At 65.8% G+C, this 16,337-nt stretch carries 15 protein-coding genes and 1 tRNA gene; 11 read left to right on the forward strand and 5 right to left on the reverse strand.

The annotated features are described in order from the left end of the window. The first annotated feature begins 201 nt into the window (after nt 1-201). Nucleotides 202-1,881 (forward strand): 2-isopropylmalate synthase, encoded by a 1,680-nt coding sequence (leuA, locus tag G9473_RS05540; protein ID WP_291136977.1) that lies wholly within the window; start codon nt 202-204, stop codon nt 1,879-1,881. A 227-nt stretch (nt 1,882-2,108) separates the two neighbouring features. After that, entirely contained in the window at nt 2,109-2,903 is a 795-nt protein-coding gene (locus G9473_RS05545) for a DUF2189 domain-containing protein (protein ID WP_291136980.1), read from the forward strand. Between the two features lie 4 nt (nt 2,904-2,907). On the opposite strand, the gene G9473_RS05550 is transcribed toward G9473_RS05545, so the two are convergent. Both G9473_RS05550 and G9473_RS05555 read right to left on the reverse strand, forming a co-directional pair. Continuing rightward, a complete protein-coding gene (locus tag G9473_RS05550) occupies nt 2,908-3,063 on the reverse strand; it encodes a DUF1328 domain-containing protein (RefSeq protein WP_291136982.1) in 156 nt (51 codons plus the stop codon). A 151-nt stretch (nt 3,064-3,214) separates the two neighbouring features. Beyond that, nucleotides 3,215-4,345, reverse strand: coding sequence for a hypothetical protein (locus G9473_RS05555; RefSeq protein WP_291136985.1), 1,131 nt, complete (start codon nt 4,343-4,345; stop codon nt 3,215-3,217). A 205-nt stretch (nt 4,346-4,550) separates the two neighbouring features. Between G9473_RS05555 and G9473_RS05560 the strand changes: the two genes are divergently transcribed. Both G9473_RS05560 and G9473_RS05565 read left to right on the forward strand, forming a co-directional pair. Then, the gene (locus G9473_RS05560; protein ID WP_291136988.1) at nt 4,551-5,606 is read left to right on the forward strand and encodes an amidohydrolase; all 1,056 of its coding nucleotides are present in this window, start codon (nt 4,551-4,553) and stop codon (nt 5,604-5,606) included. 55 nt (nt 5,607-5,661) lie between these two features. Beyond that, on the forward strand, nt 5,662-6,666 hold the full coding sequence (locus G9473_RS05565) for a nitronate monooxygenase family protein (protein WP_291136990.1): 1,005 nt from the start codon (nt 5,662-5,664) through the stop codon (nt 6,664-6,666). Between the two features lie 7 nt (nt 6,667-6,673). Here G9473_RS05565 and G9473_RS05570 read toward each other — a convergent pair whose 3' ends face one another. From G9473_RS05570 to G9473_RS05580, 3 genes are all read right to left on the reverse strand, one after another. Continuing rightward, nucleotides 6,674-7,162, reverse strand: coding sequence for an AHH domain-containing protein (locus G9473_RS05570; protein WP_291136993.1), 489 nt, complete (start codon nt 7,160-7,162; stop codon nt 6,674-6,676). A 48-nt stretch (nt 7,163-7,210) separates the two neighbouring features. After that, on the reverse strand, nt 7,211-8,041 hold the full coding sequence (locus G9473_RS05575) for a hypothetical protein (RefSeq protein WP_291136996.1): 831 nt from the start codon (nt 8,039-8,041) through the stop codon (nt 7,211-7,213). Nucleotides 8,042-8,145: 104 nt separating this feature from the next. After that, nucleotides 8,146-8,640, reverse strand: coding sequence for a flavodoxin family protein (locus G9473_RS05580; RefSeq protein WP_291136999.1), 495 nt, complete (start codon nt 8,638-8,640; stop codon nt 8,146-8,148). 85 nt (nt 8,641-8,725) lie between these two features. Here G9473_RS05580 and recJ point away from each other — a divergent pair, with 85 nt between their 5' ends. From recJ to phoU, 7 genes are all read left to right on the forward strand, one after another. After that, the gene (recJ, locus tag G9473_RS05585) at nt 8,726-10,531 is read left to right on the forward strand and encodes a single-stranded-DNA-specific exonuclease RecJ (RefSeq protein ID WP_291137002.1); all 1,806 of its coding nucleotides are present in this window, start codon (nt 8,726-8,728) and stop codon (nt 10,529-10,531) included. 136 nt (nt 10,532-10,667) lie between these two features. Beyond that, a tRNA-Glu gene (locus G9473_RS05590) sits at nt 10,668-10,742 on the forward strand. A 76-nt stretch (nt 10,743-10,818) separates the two neighbouring features. Beyond that, complete coding sequence (locus tag G9473_RS05595) at nt 10,819-12,063, forward strand: ATP-binding protein (RefSeq protein ID WP_291137005.1); 1,245 nt, start codon at nt 10,819-10,821, stop codon at nt 12,061-12,063. A 124-nt stretch (nt 12,064-12,187) separates the two neighbouring features. Next, nucleotides 12,188-13,573 (forward strand): phosphate ABC transporter permease subunit PstC, encoded by a 1,386-nt coding sequence (pstC, locus tag G9473_RS05600; RefSeq protein WP_291137008.1) that lies wholly within the window; start codon nt 12,188-12,190, stop codon nt 13,571-13,573. After that, nucleotides 13,566-14,852: a phosphate ABC transporter permease PstA gene (pstA, locus tag G9473_RS05605; protein ID WP_291137011.1), complete on the forward strand. Its 1,287-nt coding sequence runs from the start codon at nt 13,566-13,568 to the stop codon at nt 14,850-14,852. The genes pstC and pstA overlap by 8 nt, the downstream gene beginning before the upstream one ends. Before the next feature lie 17 nt (nt 14,853-14,869). After that, the gene (gene pstB / locus G9473_RS05610) at nt 14,870-15,637 is read left to right on the forward strand and encodes a phosphate ABC transporter ATP-binding protein PstB (protein ID WP_291138250.1); all 768 of its coding nucleotides are present in this window, start codon (nt 14,870-14,872) and stop codon (nt 15,635-15,637) included. Continuing rightward, a complete protein-coding gene (gene phoU, locus G9473_RS05615; RefSeq protein WP_291137014.1) occupies nt 15,637-16,305 on the forward strand; it encodes a phosphate signaling complex protein PhoU in 669 nt (222 codons plus the stop codon). Before pstB ends, phoU begins: the two co-directional genes overlap by 1 nt. Nucleotides 16,306-16,337 lie beyond the last annotated feature (32 nt).

A 16,337-nucleotide genomic window follows, 5' to 3' on the forward strand; every position in this document is an offset into this window, starting at 1 on the left:
TGAGCGCAAGATAAGTGCCCTTCCCCCTTGCATGGGCGCGCGCAATCGGCATAAGGCGCTTCGCATGAACCGGACCGGCCTCTCGCTTCTACGACTTATGCGCCCTTGGGCGTGAGGGTCCGCGCGTGAAGAAGGCGCGGCCTCGCTCCCAAGGGTGACGCTGCCGCACTTCCTCCCGACATTCAGAAGCGATTTTCCTCCATGCTCAAGGACCCTTCCGCCAAGTATCGCCCGTTCGGGCAGATCGACCTGCCCAACCGCCAGTGGCCAAGCCGCCTGATAGAGCGCGCGCCGCGCTGGCTTTCGACCGACCTCAGAGACGGCAACCAGTCGATCATCGACCCGATGGACGCAGTGAAGAAGCGCCGCTTCTTCGACCTGCTCGTCGAAATCGGGGTGAAGGAGATCGAAGTCGGCTTTCCGAGCGCCGGGGCAACCGAGTTCGATTTCATCTCCGGGCTCGTGCGCTCGGGCGATATCCCCGACGACGTGACCGTGCAGGTCCTCACGCAAAGCCGCGAAGACCTCATCCGCACCAGCTTCGACAGCCTCGAAGGCGCGCGTGCGGCGATCGTCCATCTCTACAACGCGGTCAGCCCCGCCTGGCGAGACATCGTCTTCCGCATGAGCAAGGACGAGGTGAAGGCCATCGCCGTTGCCGGCGCGAAAATCATGCGCGACGAGGCGGCAAGGCGCCCCGGCACCGACTGGCACTTCCAGTATTCGCCGGAGACATTCTCCACCGCCGAACTCGATTTCTCGATCGAGGTTTCAGCCGCGGTAATGGAGGTGCTCCAGCCCACGGTCGACCACCCCATCATTCTCAACCTGCCCGCCACCGTCGAGGCGGCGACGCCCAATGTCTACGCCGACCAGATCGAGTATTTCTGCCGTCACCTGCCCAACCGCGAGGCGGCGGTGATCTCGCTCCACACCCACAACGACCGCGGCACGGGCGTCGCCGCGGCCGAGCTGGGCCTGATGGCGGGGGCGGACCGGGTCGAAGGCTGCCTGTTTGGAAACGGCGAGCGCACCGGCAATTGCTGCCTCGTCACCATGGCGCTCAATCTCTACACGCAAGGGGTCGATCCGGGCCTTGATTTCTCCGACATCGACCGGGTCATCGAGACGGTCGAATACTGCAACGACCTGCCCGTCCACCAGCGCCACCCCTATGGCGGCGAACTTGTCTTCACGGCCTTTTCCGGCAGCCACCAGGACGCGATCAAGAAAGGCTTCGAAGCGCGCGAGACGCAGAACGATCCTCAGTGGCGCGTTCCTTACCTGCCGATCGACCCGGCAGACCTCGGGCGCAATTACGAGGCCGTGATCCGGGTCAATTCGCAATCCGGCAAGGGCGGCTTCGCCTGGGTGCTGGAAAAGGACCAGGGGCTCAAACTGCCCAAGCGGATGCAGGCCGATTTTTCCAAGGAGGTCCAGCGGCTCGCCGACGAGATCGGGCGCGAACTCAATGCCGCCGACATCTGGCAGGCATTCCGCCGCCACTACCACGTCCACACGCCCGACAAGCATTTCCAGCTGGTCGACTACGAGGAAAGCCGCGCCTCGGACGGGACGCGAATCTTCGCTGGAACCATCGCGGTCGAGGGCGAGGAACGCAGCGTATCGGGACGCGGCAACGGACTTATCTCTTCGGTGATGGGCACGCTTCGCGAAGCCTTCGGCGTCGAACTCGAGGTGGCAGACTATTCCGAACACGCGCTCGGCACCGGAACGAATGCCAAGGCAGCCGCCTACATCGAATGCAAAGCAGCGGACGGGCGAACGATCTGGGGCTGCGGCATCGACGAGGACGTCGCCACGGCAAGCGTGCGCGCGGTGCTTTCGGCGGCCAATTCGGCGGTCGAACGCGCTCGCTAGGCCGGGACGGGCCGCGCGGGGGTATGCGGGGAAACTCCGCCCCGCCCGGCATCATTTAAGCGAGTGCGCCGAACGCTGCTGCCGCTCCTCCGCCACTGGTGACGGGACGATCATGGCCCTCGTCACCAGCCTGCCGGGTCCGCAAGGCCATCCCCGGCGCATCTTGCAGACCTGCCTGTTTGGGCGCAGTATCGCTATCGAACTGGAGCGGCACGGGAGGGCTGTTCATGGGAACCTTACCCGACACCTCGGGGCTGGACGCGGGCGCGCCGCCGCGAATTGCGACCGACCTTGCGCTCGCCGACCTCGGCGCGGCGCTGGGCGCGGGCTGGCGCGATTTCCTCGCCGCGCCGCATTACGGCTTGTTCTTCGGCGGGGTCTATGTCGTCGCCGGGCTGGCGGCGGCATGGGTCGCTTTCGTCGGCGGGGAATTGTCGTGGCTGATCCCGGCGGCGGCGGGCTTTCCGCTCGTCGCCCCTTTTGTCGCGGTCGGGCTCTACGAGGCGAGCCGGAGGCGGCAGCGGGGCGAACCGCTCGGCTGGGGCGCGGTGCTCGGCGCATTGAAGGGGCATGGCGACGACCAGATCCTCTCTATGGGCGTGATCGTCTTCGTCGCGTTCTCGTTCTGGATGATCGTGGCGCACGCGATCTTCGCGATCTTCATGGCCGAAAGCGGGATGGGAGCCGACAGTCCCGCCGCGATCCTGGCCGCATTCGCCACGCCTGCGGGGCTTGCGATGCTCGCCGTGGGAAGCGCGGTGGGCGGAATCATGGCGCTCGCCTTCTACGCGATGACCGTCATCAGCCTGCCGATGCTGGTCGAGCGCAAGGTGAGCTTCCCGACCGCGATCATCGCCAGCTTCGCCGTCATGCGCGCCAATCTGTTCGTGATGCTGGCCTGGGCGGGCATCATTGCCGCGCTGCTCGCGCTTGCGATGATCCCCGCCTTCCTCGGCCTGCTGGTGGCGCTGCCGGTGCTGGGGCACGCGACCTGGCACCTTTACGTGCGCGCCGTAAGCTGAAGCGTCACGCCCTGCCGCGCACGAAGGCGATGATGGCGAGGATGATGAAGACGATGAACAGGATGTAGGCGATATTCGTCGCCGTTCCTGCAAGCCCTCCGAATCCAAGAACCGCCGCGACCAGCGCGATGATAAGAAAGATGATAGCCCATTTCAGCATGATGTTTGTCTCCTGCCCTACTAATGGCGGCCGGCAGAAATGGGTCCCGCTTTCGGTCAAATCATTTTTCACGTAGAGTTTACGAGAACAGGCGCAAAGCACTCACACTTTAACAAATGTCACATTCTTAAAGCAAAAAAACGAATTCTTATTATTCCTCCTGTGCGATGTACGCTGCAGCCGCACGCAAGGTTGATGCCGGGTTGCTCGGATCCTGCAATTCGAATTCGAAAGCCCCGAAGCCCTCGGTGATGTCAATCGCATTGAAAACGCCGCGAATGTCGCCGATCGCAATGCCGCCTGCCCCCTCGATCTCTGCGGACCAGGCGCCGGTGCCATCGAAACGATAGGACTCGAAGGACAAACGGCCGAGATCGACAAAGAAAGCCTGTTCGCGGTCGAAGCCGCGAAATTCGAGCGCGCCCGTGATCTCCCTCGCCTCGAAGTCGACGTCCAGCGTGATCGTGCCGACCAGATCATAGGCCCGGCGACTGTTCGTCCCGATGCCGTGCCCGATGACCGGACCGCGATAGGAGAACGAGCCGCTTGCAGGAAGCTGCGGCTCGACATTGTTCTCTGAAGCGGCATAGGCGAAGACGCGTCGCTCCGTCCCGAATGCACTGTCATATTCGAACTGCGCGCGGCCGATCGTGACCCGGTCAAATAGGCCGAGCGGATTGTCCGGGGCGTGGCGCATGAGATCGACGCGGACGTCGAACTCGTCCACCGCCTTCTCGTAGACGTCGAAAGCTCCGTCGGTTGCGCGTCCGACGAAATCGCCGACATCCAATTCAACTGCAAGGGTCTCACCGTTCGTCCCGCCCGGTCGCCCTCCGAACCAGAAGGCGAATTCTCCCTCTTCACGCTCCAACAGTCCGAGGCCAGAGGGTGAAAAGGATGTCGCGCCCCGCTGCACGTAGTCGCCGCTTGGCGGGACGCCATATTCGATGACCGGCAACCAGACTATCTTGCGACCGGTATACGGAATGCCGATCAGGGCTCCAGTCGGTGCCGGGGCCGCCACGGGTGCGAATACCGAAGTCGGAGCTGGTGTCGGTGTCGGTGTCGGTGTCGGAGTTGGAGTGGGCGTTGGTGTTGGTGTTGGTGAAGGTGCGGCAGTCGCTGCTGGCTGCGGCGGGCTGCTGTCATCGCCGCCGCATGCGCCGAGCAGCCCCAGGCCAAGCGCCGTGACAACAATCGAAGCGCCGCGTCTGGCGGCAATATCAGTCCTGAAGATGAAGATGCGCCCCTCGAAAACCGCCCGTCGCCGATGGCCGAGCATACACGATATGCCTATCGAGTGACGGCAGTGATGCAACCCCTTAGCCTTGTTTTCATGCGAGTTTGTTCATTTCCCGGACTGTCGTTTCACCCGGTGCAAGGGCGACGGGTCCACGCGGCTTCATACCCTGCCCCATGAGGCGCAACCGTGGCATAGACGTTTCGAATCAGGCGTCGGAAAACGGCGCATCAAGGGAGAGCATGACATGCCGGACAACGCCGAAGAGACCCTCGATCCCGATCTCGCGATCATCGATCCGCACCATCACTTGTGGGACCTGCGCCCGCTGCTCCCGATGTTCCCCGAACCGCGCCATCGCTTCCTCGAGGCGCTCGTGCCGGTCGCGCATTACACTTTCGACCATTTCAACGCCGAGGTCGCGGGGAGCGGCCACAACGTCGTCGCCTCGGTCTTCATGGAATGCGGCGCGTTCTACAACGCGGCCTACGGCGAGGCTCTGAAGCCCGTGGGCGAAGTCGAATACGTGAACGGGGTCGCGGCCCAATCGGCAAGCGGGCTTTATGGAGAGGCGCGCCTGTGCGCCGGCATCGTCGGCCATGCCGACCTCACGCTGGGAGCGGCGGCGGGCGAGGTGCTCGATGCGCTCAAGGCCGCCGCGCCGGGGCGCTTTCGCGGCATTCGCCATCAGGGCGCATGGGACGCGGACCCGGACGTTCTCGGCCCGCCCTTCCACGCCCCGCCCGAGCTCTACCGCGACGCGACCTTCCGCGAAGGCTTCGCCGAGCTGGGCAAGCGGGGCATGAGCTTCGATGCGTGGATCCTCGAGCCGCAGATCCCCGACGTGATCGATCTCGCCCGCGCCTTTCCCGATACGCCGATCTGTCTTGACCACTGCGGCACGCCCCTTGGCTGCGCGAGCTATTCGGGCAAGCTCGAGGAACGCTTCGACACCTGGGCGGCGAACATCCGCGAACTCGGCACGTGCGAGAACGTCATGGTGAAGCTAGGCGGGCTCGCCATGCACAACTGCGCCATGCCCGAGGAAGGCCCGGCGGCGGGCATTGGCTCGGAGGAACTGGCGCGGCTGTGGAAGCCCTATATCGAAACCTGCATCGAGGCTTTCGGCACGAAACGCGCGATGTTCGAGAGCAATTACCCGGTCGACCGCTGGGGCGCGACCTACCCGGTCCTGTGGAACGCCTTCAAACGGATCACGGTTGGGGCGAGCGCCGAAGAAAAGGCCGATCTTTATGCCGGGAACGCCGCGCGCTTCTATGACATTGAAGAGGTGCTGGGCTAAGGACACAGTGTCACATCGCCCCTCGCGAATATCTTTTTCAGGAGAATTGTCCCCGATGCCCCTTCCCGCTCCGTTCGACCGCCTTCGCCTGCCGCTGATCGGTTCGCCGCTGTTCATCGTCTCCGGCCCGGAACTGGTGATCGCGCAATGCAAGGCGGGGATCATCGGCAGCTTCCCGGCGCTGAACGCGCGCCCGCAGAGCCTGCTGGACGAATGGCTCCATCAGATCACGGAAGAGCTCGCCAAGCACAACCGAGAGAACCCGGATCGCCCGGCCGCGCCCTTCGCGGTGAACCAGATCATCCACAAGACCAACGACCGGGTCGAGGCCGACATGGCCACCTGCGAGAAGTGGCAGGTGCCGATGATCATCACCTCATTGGGCGCACGCGAGGAAGTCTACCAGGCGGTCAGGAACTGGGGCGGGATCACTATGCACGACGTGATCAACAATCGCTTCGCGCAGAAGGCGATCGAGAAAGGCGCGGACGGGCTCATCCCCGTCGCCGCAGGGGCCGGCGGGCACGCGGGCGCGCTGTCGCCCTTCGCCTTGATGCAGGAAATTCGCGAATGGTTCGACGGGCTCGTCGCGCTGTCGGGCTCGATCGCGCACGGTGCCTCGATCCTCGCCGCCCAGGCGCTGCGGGCGGACTTCGCCTATTCGGGCAGCGCCTTCATCGCGACCGAAGAAGCCAATGCCGACCAGCGCTACAAGCAGGGCATCGTCGAGGGCGATGCGAGCGGGATCGTCTACACCAACCTCTTCACCGGCGTGCACGGCAATTACCTGCGCTCCTCGATCGAAGCGGCCGGGCTCGACCCCGACAACCTGCCCGAAAGCGATCCCTCCAAGATGAATTTCGGCAGCGGCGGCAACACCAAGGCCAAGGCGTGGAAGGACATCTGGGGATCGGGCCAGGGCGTCGGCGCGGTCAAGTCGGTCGGGACGGTCGAAGAGCTCGTCGCCCGGATGGAGCGCGAATATCACGCCGCCAAGGCGCAGCTGCTCGCCAATTCCGACTATTCGGCGTGGGGCTCGCTCGCCGAAGCCGCGGAATAGGCCCCGGTCAGGTCGCCGCCCACAGCGCGTCGGCCATCGCGTCCAGTTCGCTGAAGTCGAAGCCCGCGCCGAGCGGATCCTTCCTGTTGAGCAGGAAGCGCCGCCGCTCGGCAAGGAGCTGCCGGCGCAGCGCCGCCTGCAGCAGGCCGAGCCGCATGACCACTTCTTCGGCTGCCTCCTCGGGCGCGTGCCGGCGCACGAAGGACCAGCGCGCCTCGATCCGCCCGACCCGCTCGATCACAACCTCGTTGTAGCGCCGATGCGGTCCGCGGTGCAGCGGCATCCCGCTGCGCAGCGTCGCTTCCTCGGTGGCAGGCAACAACAAGCCGTTTATGCGAAAATCGTCGAATCCGACTTCGCGCCGTCCCACCATCTCGAACATCGGCCCGAAACAGCGCCGCGAAAGCAGCTGGCGGGGGAGCAGATGGTGACGCTGCATACCGGGGTCGAAGCCGGGGCTGCCCCTGCGATTGACGCTGCGGAAGGGAATCGCCACCCGTCCCGCATCCGTCGTCGCACCCCCGGTCGTTCCCCCGCCCAAGCCTCACTCCCGCCAGACCCGGATGAACTTGCCGTTGCGCGAGGGGCGCAGGACCAGACGCGTCCCGTCGGGCGCGATGATGCGCTCGCTTTCGGAAAGGCCACCGACCAGCACCAACTGGTTGACGAGCCGCACGCCGAGCCGGGTGGCGGTCGCGCGGTCGCTCGCGAGCGGCGGCTCGATCCTAAGCTCCTGCCCGATCCAGTGTTGGAGCCCGACGCTGTGCAACGCCCCGTCAAGCCCTTCGCGAAACGCGGTCAGGCCGAGCGCGGGAAAGGCACCGCCCTCGAGCCACGCGGTGACGGTCGATTCGAAGAAACGCCGCCCTATGGCGCTTTTGGCAGGCGGCCACGCGACCGCGACGAGATCGTCGAAATGGTGGACGAGATCGCGCGCGAGCGCGACCATGCCCCGGATGACCGGCACGCTGCGCCCTGCCCCTGCGAGATGTGGTCCGGGCAAGATCCGCATCGCCTCGCAGGTCGTAGGCGCAGGCGCATCGCCCATGTCGAACAGGTGTTCGGCCAGCGGCACCGGGCAGGCACGCCCCGGCACCATGCCGCGCAGGTCGAAAGTCAGTCCGTCGCGCAGCAGTTCGACCCATACCTTTTCGGCAAGGTCGGGGCCTGCCTGCGGTGGGGCCGTTCCCGCATCCCCGTTTGCCGTCACCAGTTCGGGTGACGGAGAATCGAACGGGTCATGGCTGAGCGAGACCGCCGGATGGCGCTCTGTGAACTGGCGAATGGCAGCGCGACCGGGCCGTTTGCCCGCGGCAAACAGCAGGTAAAGCCCGGCACTGTCATTCGCCCGCTGCGAGATGACCCTTTCCCCCAATGCCAACCGGTCCCGAACCCGGCCCCGATGACGGGAGAGTTTGGCGTGTTTGGCGGGTCCCGTCGAGTCCCGATTGCAAGCTGTTCCAGCGCGGGATGGGCGTTTCAGAAGATTCCCTCGCGCAGCCCCGTGGCCAGTCCCTCACCCAGCTCGCGGCACTCGGCCAGCCTCGCTTGCGGCACGGTCTTCTCGGCCAGGATCGCCTCCGGGGTCTGGGCAGAGAAGTTGACGATCATGCGCTCGGCCACCCGTTTGAGGCGCCAGCCCTGCGCGATCCGGTCGATCTGGCGCTGGGCCCCCTCCCCGTCCGACCCGGCGGCGATGATGGTTGCGAAAGGCCGGCCCTCGATCCTTCCGAGGACGGGGTAATAGCAGCGGTCGAACATCTCCTTCATCGCTCCGCTCATCGTGGCGAGGTTTTCGGGGCAACAGAACAGGTATCCGTCCGCCGACAGGATCGCCTCCGGCTCGACCGCGTCGCAGCGCAGCAGCAGGGCATCGCCTGCTCCTTCGGCCGCAGCGCGGGCCATGGCCTCGCTCGCGCCGGTGCGGCTGTGCCAGGCGATCAGCAGGCGGCGGGAGGGGGCGGGGTCGCTCATGCGGTGGGCCTGCCCGCCGCACCTGTCGATTGTCAACGACCGCGCCCTGTCGCGCGCCGTCGCGCTGGTGTAGCGTGCAGCCACCATGGCCACCCGTCCGCTCTCTTCTCCCGATGCGCGCGCCTGCGTTCTCGGCGTGACGCAGTCCCTGTCGGGCCGCGCATGGCACTGGCGCGGCGGTAACATGGAGCTTGCAGGCGGCCCCGCCGGGCTCGAACGGGGTATTCTCGCGCAATTGCTGGTGACCCGCGGAGTCGCGGCCGACGACATCGAGCGCCATGCAAAGCCGACCCTGCGCGGCTTCCTTCCCGATCCTTCCGAGTTCCGGGACATGGACCGCGCGGCCGAACGTATCGCGGCCGCTGTCCTGTCGGGCGAGAAGGTGACGATCTACGGCGACTACGATGTCGACGGTGCGACCAGCGCGGCGCTGATGATCGAATTGCTGCGCGGCCTCGGGAGCGATGCGGATTACTACATCCCCGACCGCCTGCTCGAAGGCTATGGGCCAAGCGGGGAAGCGCTGGTGAAGCTCGCCGAGCAGGGTTCGAGCCTGATCGTCACGGTCGATTGCGGCGCGATGGCGCACGAAGCGCTCGCCATGGCGAAGAAGGCCGGCGTCGACGTGATCGTGGTCGACCATCATAAATGCGCAGCGGAGCTTCCCGAGACCGCCGCGCTGGTCAATCCGAACCGGCTCGATGAAAGCGACCTTGCCGCCGCGCATGGCCACCTTGCTGCGGTCGGCGTCGCTTTCCTGCTCGCGGTGGCCGTGGTTCGGACCCTGCGCGTGCAAGGCTATTTCGAGCAGAGGGACGAGCCCGATCTCATGGGCCTGCTCGACCTCGTTGCATTGGGCACGGTGGCCGATGTCGCCGCGCTCCACGGGCTCAACCGGGCCTTCGTCGCACAGGGACTGAAAGTGCTCGCCCGGCGCTCGCGGATCGGCATGGCGGCGCTGATCGACGCAAGCCGAATCACCCGCCCGCCCATCGCGAGCGATCTCGGCTTCGCCCTGGGCCCGCGGATCAATGCAGGGGGACGGATCGGCGAATCGACCCTGGGCGTGCGCCTGCTCACCACCCGCGACCCGGAGGAAGCGCGCGCCATCGCCGAGCAACTCTCGCAGCTGAACGAAGAGCGCCGGGCGATCGAGGCGGCGGTGCAGGAAGCGGCCGAAGCGCAGCTTTCCGGCCAGCACAACATGGCGGTCCATGTCCTCGCCGGAAGCGGCTGGCATCCGGGCGTCATCGGCATCGTCGCCGGGCGCATCAAGGAGAAGACCGGCAAGCCCGCGATCGTCATCGCGCAGGACGAGGGCGAAGGGACCGGCAAGGGCTCGGGCCGCTCGATCTCCGGCGTGGATCTCGGCGCGGCGATCATTGCCGCGCGCGAAGCCGGGCTGCTCGTCGCAGGCGGCGGGCACGCCATGGCGGCCGGCCTTACCATCCCGAATGACAAGCTCTCCGCCTTCATCGAGTTCCTCGATTCGCGTCTCGCCCGCGATGTCGAGCGCGCCCGCGCCGGGGCGGCGATGGCGCTCGACCTCTCGCTCGCGCCCGGCGGCCTCACCCCGGACCTGTGCGAGACGCTGGAAGCGGCCGGGCCATACGGTGTCGGCTGGCCCGCCCCGCGCGTCGCGGTCGGCCCGGTGCGGATCGTGAAGGCCGACATCGTGGGCAAGGACCACCTGCGGATTATCGCAAGCGGCAATGACGGGCGTTCCTTCAAGGCCATCGCTTTCCGCGCGGCCGAGACGGAGATGGCCCAGACCCTCCTCCACCGCCACCAGGGCCGTCGCTTCCACCTCGCGGGCCGCGTCAAGCTCGACGACTGGGGCGCGCGCCCTGCGGCCGAACTCCACTTCGAAGACGCCGCCTTAGCCGAGTGAAGCGGGTGGTCTTCAAGCGTACGAACGGGACGCCGCCAAAAAAACGCAAGCAAGGGGCAAAGCGGGGTTGACCCGTCCCGGCGACACCCCTAGATGCGCGCTCTCGCAAGCGCTTGCGGCTCCCGCAGGCGAACGTGGCCCCTTCGTCTAGCGGTTAGGACGCGGCCCTTTCACGGCTGAAACACGGGTTCGAGTCCCGTAGGGGTCACCACTTCCCCCGCCTCGCGCGGGATGCGACCACTCTCCATCCTTCCCTGATCGGGTTCGAGGCGATAAGGCACTTTCCCATGGGCCGGATCGAGACCTTCCCCATTGCGGGCATCAGCCTCGCGGCCGTGACCTTCGTCGCGCTGCTGCTGCTCGGCATCGATCCCGTGGTGTCGCTCGCGGTGCTGGCGGTCTGGGTCGGCTCGCTGCTCGTCGCCACGATTCGCCCGCCCGAGCCGCCGACCGTCACGGTCGAGAAGAAATTCACCGTCGAATCGATGCGCGACCTGATCGAGAATTCCTCGATCCCGCTGCTTGTGACCGAACAGGGCGCGATCGCGCTCGCCAATCGCGCGGCCCGGCGGATGCTCGGCCAGCACATCGTCGGTCAGGACGCGCGCGTGATCTTCCGCCAGCCCGAGGCGATCACCCTGCTGGGGCGAAACCGCAACGGACAGGCGATCGTGCGCGGGCTCGTGCGTCGGCAGGACATCTGGCAGATCAACCGCCAGGCGATCGACGAAAAGCTAGCGGTGATCGAGCTCATCAACCAGACCGCCGAAGCCGACATTTCCCGCGCGCACACCGATTTCGTCGCCAATGCGAGCCACGAACTGCGTACGCCGATGGCGGCGATCCTGGGCTATGTCGAAACCCTGCGCGAAAGCGGGGAAAGTCTCGATTCGCCCACGGCGCAGAAATTCCTCGCCACGATCGAGCGAGAGGCGAGGCGGTTGCAGAGCCTCATCAGCGATCTCATGAGCCTCTCGCGGGTCGAGGCGGAAAAGCACGATCCCCCGCAGGAACGCATCGAGCTCGCCCCGCTGGTCGAACGCGCCGCGCGTGAGGGCGCCGGGCCGGACCGGACCGAGCGCCTGCGACTGGAATTCAGCGCCGCCCCGGTCGTCCACGGCGACCGACAGCAGCTCGAACAGGTGGTTCGCAACCTCGTCGACAATGCGCTCAAATACGGCGCGCACGATGCGCCGGTTCGGGTCGTGCTCGACCTCTCGCGCGAAAACCAGGCGCGGCTCGTGGTGATCGACCGCGGCGAAGGCATCGCGCCGGAACAGATCCCGCATCTCACCCGCCGCTTTTACCGCACCGATCCGGGGCGCAGCCGGGCGTCGGGCGGGACCGGCCTGGGCCTTGCTATCGTCAAGCATATCGTGGAACGCCACCGCGGGCGGCTCGACATCGAAAGCGCGCTCGGCGAAGGGACCAGGGTATCGGTCCGCATCCCGCTGGCCGAAACCGAGGAGCGCGCGAAGCAGGCGGAGGATACCCCGGCGAACGAACCGCGCGAGGCGCAGGAGATGTCGTGAGCGGAGTGTCTTATTTCTTCAACATGGGGTCGCCAAAGGGCAGGGGTTAAGAACCCGGGCGGTTCCGCCAGGTCGATTCCCCCTTAGCCGGACAGCCCCAAAAAGGGCCCAACAGAGTCGTTTGATGTCGCCGATCACGCTTATCCTGATTGCCATCGGGCTTGGCCTTGCAGGCTGGCTGGCGGGGCGCGCGCGGGCGTGGGCGTTCCAGAACGCCGACCCCGGCCGCCGCCCGGTCGCCCGGCCGGTCTATCATGCATGGTATGTCGCCTTGTGGATCGTGCTTCCGCTGGTCGCATTCATCGCCCTGTGGTCGGCGGTTGCGCCCTATTTCGTGACGCAAAGCGTGCTCGCGAGCCCCGCCGCGGCGAATCTGCCCGCATTCGGGTTCGAACGCGAGGCTTGGCTCGCCGAGGCGCGCGCGGTGGCGAAAGGCAATGCGCCGGGCGTCTTCAACGACGGGGCCGAAGCGCTCATCGAACCCTATCGCGAAGCGATTTCGCGCTACAACCTGATCGGGATCGCCATCGCGCTGGTCATCGCCTTCGCCGGCGGCGCGTGGTCCTACCTCAGGGTTCGGCCCGATTTCCACGCCCGCACAAGGGTCGAGCGCAGCGTGCTGGGCGTGCTGCTGCTCGCCTCGCTGGTGGCGATCCTGACCACTTTCGGCATTTTCGTAAGCCTCGTGTTCGAGACCGTGCGCTTTTTCGGCATGGTTTCGCCGTTGGATTTCCTCTTCGGGACTTTCTGGAACCCCGACCCGATGAGCAATCCCGAAAACCCGGATGGGTCGCGCTACGGGGCGATCCCGCTGTTCTGGGGGACGATCTTCATCGGCGCGATCATCGCCATGATCGTCGCGATCCCGCTTGGCCTGATGAGCGCGGTCTACCTCACACAATATGCCGACCGGCGGGTGCGATCGTGGGTCAAGCCCATGCTCGAAATCCTCGCGGGCGTGCCCACCGTGGTCTATGGCTATTTCGCCGCGCTGACGGTTGCGCCCGCCTTCCGCGATGCGGCAGTGGCGCTGGGCATGACCAATGCATCCACCGAAAGCGCGCTTGCCGCCGGCATCGTCATGGGCATCATGATCATCCCCTTCGTCTCCTCGATGGCTGACGATTCGATCGCCGCCGTGCCCGGCGCGATGCGCGACGGGAGCCTTGCGATGGGCGCGACCCAGTCGGAAACGATCAAGAAAGTGCTCTTCCCCGCCGCCCTGCCCGGCATCGTCGCGGGGGTGATGCTCGCGGTCAGCCGCGCGATCGGCGAGACGATGATCGTCGTCATGGCCGCCTCGACCGCGGCGAACCTTTCGGCCAACCCGTTCGACCGGATGACCACGGTCACGGTCCAGATCGTCAAAATGCTCACCGGCGAAGGCAGTTTCGACCACCCGGCGACGCTCAGCGCCTTCGCGCTTGGCTTCGTCCTGTTCCTGGTCACTCTCGCGCTCAACATCGTCGCCCTGCGCGTCGTCAAGCGGTTCCGCGAAGCCTATGAGTAGCACGCCCCTCAGCCCCGACATGGCGGCCATGCCCGCCAGCGAGCGTCCGACGCGCACCGCCGCCTTCGAAAAGCGGCTGGCGAAGCGTTACCGTGCCGAGCGCAATTTCAAGGCGCTCGGCATCGCCGCGATCGCCTTTTCGATTGCCGCGCTGGTGTTCCTCCTCGGCAATATGCTGGTGAACGGCATCCCCGGACTCCAGCGGGCCGAACTCGCGGTCGAGATCGATTTTGCCGAAGCCGGCGTGACCGGGGACGAGATTTCGCTGAAGGCGCCCTCGGCTATGCAGGTGCTCGAAATGCAGGGCTTGCCCGCAGTGGTCGAGGTCTATGCCGAACGCTCGCTCGGCGAGGAAGGCGCGCAGCAGGTCTACCAGGACGCCTGGCGCGACGTCGCCCGCGCGCTGACCGAGGACCCGGCACTGGTCTACGGCAAGACGACGATCTGGCTGCCCGCCTCCTCCGACCTTGCCTCCGGTCTCAACGATGAGGGATCGCCCGAAATGCAGGCTCTGGCCGACCGGCTCGAGGCCGAGGGCAAGCTTGCCAAGAACTGGGACTGGGGCTTTTTCGCCCGCTCGGACGCGACGAGCCCGCAGATGGCGGGCATCTGGGGCGCGCTAAAGGGTTCGGTGCTGACCATGCTGGTGACTTTCGCGCTGGCCTTTCCGATCGGGATTCTCGCCGCGCTCTACCTTGAGGAATACGCGCCCAAGAACCGCTGGACCGACCTGATCGAAGTGTCGATCAACAACCTCGCCGCGGTTCCCTCGATCATTTTCGGCCTGCTCGGCCTCGCGGTGTTCCTGACCGTGTTCCCGAACCTGCGCTCGACGCCGATCATCGGCGGGATGACGCTGGCGCTGATGACCATGCCCGTCATCGTCATTTCGGGCCGCAACGCGATCAAGGCGGTCCCGCCCTCGATCCGCGACGGGGCGCTCGCGGTGGGCGCATCGCCGGTGCAGGTCGTGTTCCACCACGTCCTGCCGCTCGCCCTGCCCGGAATGCTGACCGGCACGATCATCGGCATGGCCCGCGCGCTGGGCGAGACGGCGCCGCTGATCCTCATCGGGATGCGCGCCTTCGTCGCCACCCCGCCCGATGGCTTTACCGCGCCCGCCACGGTATTGCCGATGCAGATCTTCCTATGGTCGGACGAAATCGACCGCGGCTTCGTCGAGCGCACCAGCGCGACGATCATCATTCTCCTGCTGTTCCTCCTCGCGATGAACGGCATCGCCATCTACCTGCGCAACAGATTCGAGAAGACCTGGTGACTGTCATTCACGAGAACATGGAAGACGAAAGCGCCAAGATGAAGGCGCGGGGCGTCTCGGTCTATTACGGGGACAAGAAGGCGATCGACGACGTGTCGATCGACATCTCGCCCGATTACGTGACCGCCTTCATCGGGCCTTCGGGCTGCGGCAAATCCACCTTCCTGCGCTGTTTCAACCGCATGAACGACACGATCCCGGCCGCCCGTGTCGAAGGTTCGATCGAACTCGAAGGCGAGAACATCCTGGGCGATGCGATGGACGTGGTGCAGCTGCGCGCCCGGGTCGGCATGGTGTTCCAAAAGCCCAACCCCTTCCCCAAGTCGATCTACGACAACATCGCCTACGGCCCCAAGATCCACGGGTTGGCCGAAAAGAAGGCCGATCTCGACGTGATCGTCGAACGCTCGCTGACGCGCGCCGGGCTTTGGGACGAGGTCAAGGACCGGCTTAACGATTCGGGCACGGCGCTGTCGGGCGGCCAGCAGCAGCGCCTGTGCATCGCGCGCGCCATCGCGGTCGACCCCGAGGTCATACTGATGGACGAGCCCGCCTCGGCATTGGACCCCATCGCCACGGCCAAGATCGAAGAACTGATCGACGAACTCTCGGGCCGCTACGCCATCGTCATCGTGACCCATTCGATGCAGCAGGCGGCGCGGGTCAGCCAACGCACGGCTTTCTTTCACCTCGGAAAGATGGTGGAATACGGGCCGACTTCAGACATCTTCACCAATCCCATCGAGGAGCGGACGAAGGACTATATTACAGGACGCTACGGCTGATGGGCGAACATACGGTCAAGGCCTTCGATGAGGACATCACCCGGCTTCGCGGCCTGATCGCGGAGATGGGCGGCCTTGCCGAAGTGGCGATCGCCGAAGCGCTCGACGCGATGGTGCGCGGCGACGTCGAACTGGGCGACCGCGTGGTCGCTCGCGACAAGAAGATCGATGCGCTGGAAACCGAGGTCGACAAGCTCGCGGTCCGCATCATTGCCCTTCGCGCGCCCATGGCGGACGACCTGCGCGAGGTCATCGCGGCGCTCAAGATCGCGGGGGTCGTCGAACGGATCGGCGATTATTCGAAGAACATCGCCAAGCGAGTCGGCATGATCGAGGGGCGCGACCGGTTCGAACCGCTTACCCTGCTTCCCGCCATGGGCGAGCTGACCAGCGAGATGGTCCACGACGTGCTCACCGCCTATGCCGCGCGCGATCCCGAACTCGCGCGCGAGGTTATCGCGACCGATGCCAAGGTGGACGCTTTCTACAACTCGATTTTCCGCAATCTCGTCAGTCACATGGTGGAAAACCCTGCGACCATTTCGAGCGCGGCGCAGCTGCTTTTCGTCGCCCGCAACCTCGAACGCATCGGCGACCACGCCACCAATGTCGCGGAGATGGTCCACTTCGCCGCGACCGGCAATTACCCGCCAGAGGACGAACGCTGAGCCCGGCCTCGCGCATTATGTGGACAAGTTGT

Origin of the sequence: Erythrobacter sp., assembly GCF_011765465.1 — a bacterium.
GTDB lineage: Bacteria > Pseudomonadota > Alphaproteobacteria > Sphingomonadales > Sphingomonadaceae > Erythrobacter.